Below are 10,136 nucleotides of genomic sequence, written 5' to 3' on the forward strand. Positions count from 1 at the left end.
GCCCTTGTTCACTACATTTGCTATTGCATACTCATGTTAAAGATAAGTCGCGTTTATAGCTGGCTTGGTAAATTGACTGGCATAGGAGTGTTATACATCCAAACGTGGGTAGTGTCTTTATTACCGAGTGAGCCCTCAAAGCTCCAACCCCATGTAAAGAGTTGACCGTCTCTATGCGAGGTATTGGTATTAGTATTGGTATTTTGCTGCAGAGGTTTTTCATGGGCGATCAAGTGCATGACGCCCATCGCCATATTGTCGATATTTTTTAAGTTAGGTAATTTATTGGTCGGCTCATCTAAATCCTTATAGACAGTTTTGCCTGCGCTATTTGTTTCCCCAAACATACCCCACGCATAAAGGATACCGTCTGTCGCTGAGCCATTTTCTGTTGTTCCATTGTTCGATGGCACATCGTCCAGCAGCGCATAGCTGGCATTGCCATTGGCATAGATACGGCGAATATTTTTATCAGTAAACCATGGAAGTTTGGTTGGCTTAACAATGGTGCTTTTCCAAGCGCTTTGAGTGCCTTTGAAATGCTTACCGTTATAACCTATTTGGCTACTGGCATTAAGCCCCCAAGCGTAGATCGCTTCCTTATTGGTTAGCGCCAATACATGGTCGCGTCCAGCGGCAAGTTGGGTCACTTTTTCAAGGCCAATGTTTGGGTCAGAGGCAAGCTGAGGAGTAGGGACAATAGCGTTAGTAGTATGAACGTCAACATTGGTATGAGCGTTGGTATTGCCGCTCAGAACATCAATACGAATCGGCCTTGCATTAACATTGATACAGTTATTGGCTTGGTTACATTCTTGCCCGCGACCTAGATTGGCATAGGCGTCGCTGCCCCAGCCCCAAACTTGACCTTTATCATCTAAGGCGTACGAGCTATTGGCACTGGCCACCACTTGCACGATATGCCCGATGTCAGCGGCTGCTGAAAAATCAACCTTTACTGGTGTGCTGCTCTCTATCGTTGTCGCATTACCAAGCTGTCCTTGGGTGTTGGCACCAAACGCCCACACGCTGCCGTCTTTGGTCAGTACCAAGTTATGATTGTAACCTGCTGCTACCATCAGCGCATTATCAATACCAGCGATAGCGCCAATATCTAGGCGGCAGTCTTCTGTTTTACTACAGTCATTGCGACCAGTCTCGCCGCGTCCTAATTGCCCAGAAATATCTTCGCCCCAACTATAAACCTGACCTTTAGCATCTAGCGCCAGCGAATGATTTTGATTAAACTTAATAGACACCAGATCTTTCGGCGCACTGTGCATCAGCATGGGGGTAGCTGGATGACCCATGACGTCGGCAACTTTCGTCGTCATTCCCAGACCGGTTTGTCCATAATTATTGCGCCCCCAACCATACAGTTGTCCATCGCGTAGAGCAGCCGTATGTGAGCCACCCGCCGCGACAGTATCGCCCAGATAGACAGTTTTGGTCGAGCGCATGATGTTGCCGTTATTATCTGTGGCTTCTAAAGTGATTTTATTGCTACCCAATGCCAATAAAATACGCGCGTCAAAATCTCCGTTTGTATCAAAGTCTAAGCTTTGCACTGGCTCTTCGTTGCGCTTATATGTCAACGATTTGATGCCACTGCTATCTTGCACTTGCCCAGATACAAATATTGCCGCCACCGCGCTATAGCCATCGGTAAAGTTGCTATCGGTGGTCAAAAGTGGCGGCGTCCCATCAATGATTGTGGTGTCATCAGAATCATTGCCACAAGCAGTGAGTATTAAAGTCGCGCTGATAAGTGCCACTGCTTGGCTAAGACGGGATAAGCGCATAAAAACCTCAATAAATGATCAATAAAAGAATAGGTGTTTAAATATAGGAAATAGCAACATAGCGTAAAATGAGTGTAACTATGGATGCGAATAATATTACAAATGATAATTATTATCAATATATAAATAAAAATGTTGATTTGGTGGATTGAAGATAAGTGTTTTTTATATAAGGGTAGTTAAGGGTTTTAGAAAATGAGTTTTAAGGTAAATAGTCAATGCAATACAGTGAATATTATTTTTGGATAGGCTTTTATCTATGAAAAAGTGAGGTATATTAAGGTAGAAAGATAAGTCATTTATACAGACTTGAGTTTTTGAAAATTTGTTCGATAACAAATTATTAATATCGCAATAACCAGCCCCTAATTATGAGGATAATTTGAATAAAATAAGCAAAGAAGCCGCTGCATTTACAGCCCTGCCACTCAACATCCAAAACGCGTTAAAGCAAAATAAACGCATCGTCTTTATCGCCAATAACCCTTCTATTAGCACTGATAAACTTGAGCAGTTATTACGTCCTGACGATGTTTTGGTTTTATTTAACCATTTTATTAATGCTGATTTTTTTGCCAACCACCTGCTTGCCAGTAGCCTGCCTAAATTGTTGTTTTTTCGCCAGATTGGCGATAGTAAACTGCATTTCGGTTTGCCACCAAGGAGCAACAATGTCGCGGTGATGAAGCGCATGGCAAAAGCGGCACCATTGGGTATTTTACTGAGCAATCAGCCTTATCAATTTCCTTTGCTCAGTGATGACCCAAGTCCCGATGATGACCCGATTGATGATGATCGCATACTGACGCTGCCACCGGCGGTGCAAGTGTTGTTGCAGGATACGGCGCATCATAGCGTGTTATCGGAGCGCCATCCGGTCGTTGAGGACTATCCTTACTTTACAGATATTCACTCTTCAGCCCCTTCGTCAGGATTTTTGTTGTATCGATTGTTATTAGCGGCGCGAGAGTATGTGCAGCTGCTGCAAAAAGCACCGCTACCGCTGCAATTATTAATGATAGGTTTTAATGACAACGATAAAACCGCGCATTTTTGGCAAGGGCATAATTGGGAATTTGAGCGCCGTGAAATGAGTTCGCCGCCGCCAGAGGTAGAGATCATACGCCAGTATTAGGCAAGGGAAGGTTGGTAATTTAAACGTAGGCGGCATCGGGATAATAGGCCAACTCTATCTCTTTACTGCTAGGTTGACGTAACAGCGTAATTGAATTTGATTGCTCGTTCGTCCACTCAATCAAGCCCATTTTGCAGAACTGCTCAAGCCAGCCGCCCATCGGCCAGCATTGCCATTTTTGATAAAAACGATTGCCATTGACGATAATGCTTTCCAAATGGTTGAGAGGCGGGCGATAGACGGTGTGCTGCTGATGATAAACAAGGTCGGCGGTCAGATAAAAATCAATATCTAACTGACGGGCAGTAAAGGCAAAGTCGGTATCTTCTGCGCCATAACCGGTGTACTGCGTATCAAAACCCCCTATTTTCTCAAACTGTTCACGTTTAATCGCAAAGCATAAACTCCAAAAAGCGCCGTAATCATCCGTTTTTTTAATAGCTGTCGGTACTGCCTCAGTAGACATCGATTGTTTCGCATCGAAGTTATCGCGATAAGGATTATAAACCGACAGATGATTTAAGTAATCATTAGTCAGCGCGCCCTTTTGCAACGCCAAGCTTTCCTCGTTTGATAAAGGTCGCGTCAGATAGCGCGGTTGCCCCATCAGTAGAGCGTTTGGATACTGGTTTAATTTTGTGCTTAGTTGTTCAATAAAGCTCGGCGCTACGATGCAATCAACATCCAAAAATATCAGCGTGTCATGGCTGGCACGCGCGGCGCCAATATTGCGATTATGACCGATATCAAATTCGGTTTTGTCCGATTTTTCTAGCGTTTGATGTTCTAACGTTTGATGTTCTAACGTTTGATGTTCTAACGTTTGATGGTCTGCGCTGTCCACTAAACCTGCGCTCGTCGGAATCTTGACAATGTTTAAAGCAAAATCAGCCAGACGTTTAGGGTCGGCATCATCATTGACAATAATAACTTCATCGGGCTGAACGCTGCCATTTGCGAGGCTACTGAGCAGATTATATAGGTGACGATTGCGTCCATAACAAGTCGTGATCACCGTTACCGGCATATGCTCAGAAACCGCATTGGAATTGGTGGTGGGTTTTACGGTCATTGTTTGTCAGTGCCTCTCGTATTAATTTGGCTTTTATATTTTTGCTGTGACGTTATTGATAGTCATTGCTTTTAACGTTCAGGCTTTAAGGCAAGCTGCGGCAGCAACCATTGTTCAAACCAAGCTTTAGTCGTTGGGTACTCGGCCATACTCTGCATAAACGCTTGAGCTGTCTGTACAGATTTTTGCTTAAGTGTTGCATTATTAGGCTTTGATAAGGATTGGATTCGTGCAGATTGATTGACAGTTTTGCCACTTAGCTTGTGTGTGACGCTTGCTATCATTAAGTCTTTAAATTGCTGCCAACTTAAGGCGCGCCCTTGGGCTATTAACGCCTCTGCCATTACCTCTTGCTCTTGGTGGGGACGATCGTCAGGTAGGACGACCAGTGGCGTCGCATAATCATAGGCTTGGGCGACGGCGTTTAGACCACACGCCATCAGTAGATAATCGCTATGTTCGATGGATGGCGTTACATTACTCACTTCGGCCGCGATGTCAACATAATGTCGTTTATCCTCGTCGATAGGGCCAAGCGATATAATAAAGGCATATGGCAAAAGCTGCCGCAGCTCGGGCAGTTTTGCATCAATGGCTTGATGCCCACCGTAGCCTTTAATGACGGTAACGATAGTTGGCGTATCTTTATCCTTATCATTTAGCATCAAAGAGAGTGCTTTTTTATCAGTGATCAGCTGCATTAAGTCTTTTATAAAATCTTGGTAAGTTTGCGCATTTTTTTGCTGAGTGTTGATAAAATCAAGATAGAGGGTTTTTTGACTTATCCATTCAGGAGTTTTAGTAGATTCTAATGTGCGAGGATAGGGGGCAAGCAAAGCAAGCGCACCAGCGAAAGCGTTTAGATGCGGCACATCATCGCGAATACCTGGCAGTCTGACATAAAGGTAAGGAACACTGGCGGCGCGGCATAGCATGGCGACTTCAACGCTGACATCAATAATCATCAAATCAATGCGGCGCTGATAAATCGTATCGAGTATTTTATGGCTGCGCTGCTGAATATCGCTATTACCCACGGGCGAATAATGCAGGCTGGCTGGTTGCCAATTTTGTCCTGCGCGCCCAGCGAGTACATCATCTGCACGTTCATCTTCGGCGGGTAGTCGTACAACTTGCGCTTCATCTATAGCCGCAAACGTATAGGCCTCAGAGGTTACGCTAGTAAATACCGTTAATTGCTGTCTTGCTTCAGTGGGTAATAAGGCAGCAAGCTTATCGATTTGGCGGCAATGCCCTGAGCCGTGATGATGAGCGTAATAACCAAGCCGCATTAACCTCGCTCCATTATGTTATTTAAGCCACTGCTTGAACCGATTATTGACTCTGCTTTTTTGTTTTTGCCATTTCTGTGGATAAATGGATTCAGTTTTAAATGTGCATCTGTTGGAGCTTCAACGCCTTTTTTCTGCTGAATCTTTTTCTGCTCGCTTTCTGCTACTGCTGCTTTATACAAGTCTAAATAGCCTGCTACCATGGCTGCTACGGAACAAAACTGTAAGGCACGTTCTCGGCAGGCTTGACGTGAGATGCTTTGAATCTTAGTAAAACCTTTGATAAACGCGTCTTTATCTTCCTTAGCGACGATAACGCCGGTGCTTGGTGTGACAATCTCGGCGCTAGCACCAACATCAAAGCCAATCACTGGCGTACCGCACGCTAAGCTCTCAGCCAGTGTTAAACCATACGGCTCATCCCATGTGCTGGTAAATAGCATGGCAGTCGCTTGACAGAGGTAGCGATTTACCTCGTCTTTGGTGACATGACCGACATAATCAAACAGTTTTTGCGCGCCATTTTCACTATCTTTAGCCAAGAGTGGGGCAACTTGCTCATCAAAATACGCTTCGTTGCTTTTGGGACCAGCGATGATGAGTTTTTTCCCAGCTTCCATACAGTATTGCATGGCTAAATGTGTGCCTTTTTCGGGGCAAATACGTCCAAACCAAAAATAAATTTCATCATTTTCACGGGTAAAATCATCCGTAGATTTAATATTAGCATCAAAGGATTTTACATCAATGCCGTTATAAACCACCGTTGAGGGCACAAACTCTGAAAAAAGCTGCTGTTGGTGTTTACTGATAGCGGTAAACTGGGTGGTTGTACCGTGGCGCAAGGTCAATAGCGCCAAACGCAATTGCGGGAAAATAGGCGTATGAAAGGTGGTAAAAAACCGCGCGCCAAACGCTTGACCGGTCATCATCGGGATATGATGCAGGCTGTGATTATGCACGATGTCAATCTCACCACGTTCATCGCGCTCAATGATATCGCGTAGGACATCTTGATAGACCAAATACTGATACATCTCCTCGCGGCTCATCCCTAAAGTCTCATGCTCATTCGGATAGACTGTGTTATCAAACTCTTCTCGGGTTAGCATCGGGACGAGGCGAGCTTGCGTTTGACTGTTTTTATGCGCATAAAGCAAAACCTCATGACCTTGAGCGACAAGCTCATCACATATAAGCTGAGTAATCATCTCAAGCCCGCCAGCAAAGGGCTGAGCAATAGGATATAAACAATGAGCAATCATCGCAATACGTAAAGGTTTATCAGCTAACAGGGCAGGGCGTTCAGCATCATTATCAATAGCATCTATAAAATTAATAGGATCAGCAGCGGGCATAAGCACCTCAAAGTAAAACGAACGATTATTGTAAATAAGTAAAAAAGGGAGTCTTAATAAAACAAATGCTTAAAACGTGCTAAAACGCTCTAAAACGTTGATTCGCTATCAATAAACTGCTGCAGGCGTTTTTAAGCACTATTAAATTAATAAGCTAAATTTTGAATTAATAAGCTGAAAATAAATGCCTAAAGCCAACCATTAAGAATTAATAATTTTTTTGTCTTCAAATACCGTGTGAATTTCAGGTTGTAACGGCTTTAGACTTTTGGTTTGTTTACGAGACTGATTAATAGCCAAGGCAACTGTAGGTTTAGATTTAATGCTAATACTAGACGGATTTTTCTTAGGAACCGTAAAGTTATCAAATGCCACTTTTGCGGCGCCAATTTTTAACGTACAAATCATCAAAGCACAGATAAATAATAGCGGAGAATAAAGCGGCGAAAACGGTGCCACTATAACGGCAGTGATGATATTGAGTAGCAAAATCAGCTTGGGTAACGCCACCACATTTGCACGACGTAATGAGCTTTGAGTACGAATGTATTCTTGCTTTGGCGTGCAGACAAAGGGTTTTTCGCTACCCCATAACACGGGCAACCACGATAGTGCTCCAAGCTCCCAAAAATTTAAATGCATGAACCATGCCCTGACACGCATTTTGATACTAGACTCATGGTTTTGACTGAGCTGTTTATTCAGTGGCGCTTTATCCTGTAAATATGCCCATAATCGCCTTATGGTAAAAATGCCATAGCTGGCATAGACCAAGTACAAAGGCGTGAGTAGGGACATGTTAGGCGTGACGTCCGAGAACTGAGCTTTTAGAAGTGCGTAGCCAAGGATAAATAAGGTCGCTAGCTGCAAAAATATAAATAAACCCGTAAAGTTTATCCAAGCACTGAGCTGCGAGAGATGCGCGCGCGTATACGCTAAACGTTTACCCAGACTTTTTGTATCTTGGGTTTTAGTGGGCAAGGCTATTGAAAAATAGTTGCTTAACACCTGCATATTGCCATAAATCCAGCGCCGACGCTGACACATCAAATCATTTAACGAAGTAGGTAAGAGACCTGTCGCAATGACTTCTGGTATGAACTGACTTCGAAACCCTTTCTTATGCATCAAGACGCCCATTTGCGCATCTTCGGTAATCGAGACACCTGACCAACCGCCTAAGCTCAAAAGATCTTCGCGGCGTATCACTGCATAAGTGCCTGTTGATAGGGCACGCTTACGATTAAAGGGGCGGTATAAATGATGATTAAAATAATGGTTAAGCTCGCTGTGCGTGTCCACTTGCCCAGCACTGCGGTAAAACTGTGGAAACTGCAAAAGCGTATGGTTTGGATATTGCTTAATAGCATTGGCAATAGATATTCTTGCATGCGGAAGTGCTTGATAATCACTATCGACCACCACAATGTGTGAGCAGTCTGGATTCATCAGCCCCAACGCCAAGTTTAACGCGCCTGCCTTAAAGCCTTCTACCGCATCAATATGATAAAATCGGACATTAAGGGCTGAATCTAGACTGGCGCAAAAAGCGGCCAAAGGCTGATATAGTGAGGTGTCTGTATTGTTGTTATCAATAATAAGTATCTCATCAGTCGCCTCTTTAATAGCCAGCAAAGACTGGATAGTCGCAATCACCAGTTCTGGTGGCTCAGACCGTGTCATTAACTGAAAGCTGAGAGACGCAGGAACTAAAAGATTCTTTTTATGAATTGTCATGGCTTATCCTTAGGCACATACGACGGACGAGAATAGGGGGAAAAAGCATGAATGAAAGGCACATGCGAAAAACGAATGTATTAATAGTTATAATGTAGTATTTATTATTGTCTTTTTGATTACCCGTTAAATAGTAATATAAAACTAAGCAACCTTAAGACTGTTAAGTGTTGGTAAATATTTAAGAGTGTAATACTACGTAATTTATACAGCTGATTTCATAGCTGTCAGTACGTAAAACACGATTTAGGAGAGGTTTGTGTTACTGGACGAGTAGCAAAATCCCCGAAATATAGTGACTTAATAATTTCAGAAAATCTTTAGGAAAAAATGACGAGGGTTTAAGAAAAGGAAAAGAGAAGTAAGGGAAATTCGACGAAGAGGGTAGTGTTAAATCATAATCGGCTATAAATTGATTAAAGATAATGAGCCTTAACGATAAAAGCGCATTAGACACTTATAGGTAAAAGCCCGCCATGCCCAATACGCTTTATCATCAATAACTAATAATTCTTAAATGATGTTTAAATCTTAGAATCTAAGATTAATAGTTATTACTGCTGCGCCAATCGTCAACTTCACGTTCGGCGAGACCATCCCGAATTCTGTGTAACTGCCGTTTAGATTAAATGCTTGCTGATACGGTCATCAAACATAATCATAAAACGATTCAGAGCAGACGTCCAGTTACGGATTGGCATCGACCACTTTTTGGATGCCTGCTGGGTTGCTAAGTACACCACTTTGAATGCTGCCTGATCAGATGGGAACACCTTACGCTTATTCACCGCTGTCCGAATCACGCTGTTTAGCGACTCTATCGCATTGGTGGTATAGATCACTCTTCTGATGTCTTTAGGATAACCAAAGAACACCGTTAAGCCCTCCCAGTTATTGCGCCAAGACTTGATGACATGCGGGTACTCTTTGCCCCATACTTCATCAAAGTGCTCAAGGTTGGCCTCTGCCATCTCAAGCGTATCAGCACCGTAGATGGCCTTTAAATCAGCTGCTACGGCCTTCTTGTCCGTCCAAGGTACGAACTTCATCGAATAGCGCACCATATGCACGATACACAGCTGAACCTGAGCGTTAGGGTAGACCGTATTAATGGCATCAGGGAAGCCTTTTAGGCCGTCTACACAGGCAATAAGAATATCTTGAACCCCGCGGTTTTGTAGCTCAGTGAGAACACCAAGCCAGAATTTAGCGCCCTCGTTCTCTGATAGCCACATGCCAAGCAGCTCTTTTTTACCATCAAGAGCAACGCCTAAGGCCAGATAGATAGCTTTGTTGATGATCTGCTTGTCCTGACGAACTTTGACGACAATGCAGTCTAAGTAGACGATAGGATAGACGCTGCTCAGTGGCCGGTTCTGCCAAGCGGTGATGTCATCCAAGATGTTGTCAGTGACTCTGGAAACCAAGCTGCTTGAGATGTCGACGTCGTAGATGTCCTTGATGGTTTCGACAATCTCAGTAGTGGTTTGACCTTTGGCGTAAAAGCTGATGATTTTATCATCAAGACCTGAAATACGGGTTTGGTGCTTACTGACAAGTACAGGCTCAAAGCTACTGTCGCGGTCTCTTGGGGTGGAGATCTCAAGCTCGCCTGTGTCGCTACGGACTCTCTTTTTAGTGTGCCCATTGCGCTTATTAGGTTTATCCGCCTTTTCATGCTTGGGGTAGCCGAGATGCTCTTCCATTTCTGCTTCTAGGGCAGTGTCGATGAAGGACTGC

At 43.7% G+C, this 10,136-nt stretch carries 7 protein-coding genes; 1 reads left to right on the forward strand and 6 read right to left on the reverse strand.

The window, feature by feature from the left end:
• Window positions 1–53 precede the first annotated feature (53 nt).
• Entirely contained in the window at window positions 54–1,802 is a 1,749-nt protein-coding gene (locus tag B3R91_RS05190; RefSeq protein WP_286796737.1) for a chromosome condensation regulator RCC1, read from the reverse strand.
• 382 nt (window positions 1,803–2,184) lie between these two features.
• Between B3R91_RS05190 and B3R91_RS05195 the strand changes: the two genes are divergently transcribed.
• On the forward strand, window positions 2,185–2,937 hold the full coding sequence (locus B3R91_RS05195; RefSeq protein ID WP_102076473.1) for a hypothetical protein: 753 nt from the start codon (window positions 2,185–2,187) through the stop codon (window positions 2,935–2,937).
• A 19-nt stretch (window positions 2,938–2,956) separates the two neighbouring features.
• On the opposite strand, the gene B3R91_RS05200 is transcribed toward B3R91_RS05195, so the two are convergent.
• From B3R91_RS05200 to B3R91_RS05220, 5 genes are all read right to left on the reverse strand, one after another.
• Entirely contained in the window at window positions 2,957–4,009 is a 1,053-nt protein-coding gene (locus tag B3R91_RS05200) for a glycosyltransferase family 2 protein (protein WP_286796738.1), read from the reverse strand.
• 71 nt (window positions 4,010–4,080) lie between these two features.
• On the reverse strand, window positions 4,081–5,301 hold the full coding sequence (locus B3R91_RS05205; protein ID WP_286796739.1) for a hypothetical protein: 1,221 nt from the start codon (window positions 5,299–5,301) through the stop codon (window positions 4,081–4,083).
• Window positions 5,301–6,659 carry a glycosyltransferase gene (locus tag B3R91_RS05210; protein ID WP_286796740.1) on the reverse strand — a complete coding sequence of 453 codons (1,359 nt, stop codon included), beginning with the start codon at window positions 6,657–6,659 and terminating at the stop codon, window positions 5,301–5,303. The genes B3R91_RS05205 and B3R91_RS05210 overlap by 1 nt, the downstream gene beginning before the upstream one ends.
• Window positions 6,660–6,860: 201 nt before the next feature.
• Window positions 6,861–8,396, reverse strand: a complete 1,536-nt coding sequence (locus tag B3R91_RS05215; RefSeq protein WP_286796741.1) for a glycosyltransferase family 2 protein — start codon at window positions 8,394–8,396, stop codon at window positions 6,861–6,863.
• A 620-nt stretch (window positions 8,397–9,016) separates the two neighbouring features.
• Window positions 9,017–10,136, reverse strand: a 1,120-nt coding sequence (locus tag B3R91_RS05220) for an IS256 family transposase (RefSeq protein WP_286796742.1), incomplete at its 5' end; no start/stop codon positions are given.

The organism is Psychrobacter sp. UBA6291 (genome assembly GCF_002439405.1).
Classification (GTDB): domain Bacteria; phylum Pseudomonadota; class Gammaproteobacteria; order Pseudomonadales; family Moraxellaceae; genus Psychrobacter; species Psychrobacter faecalis.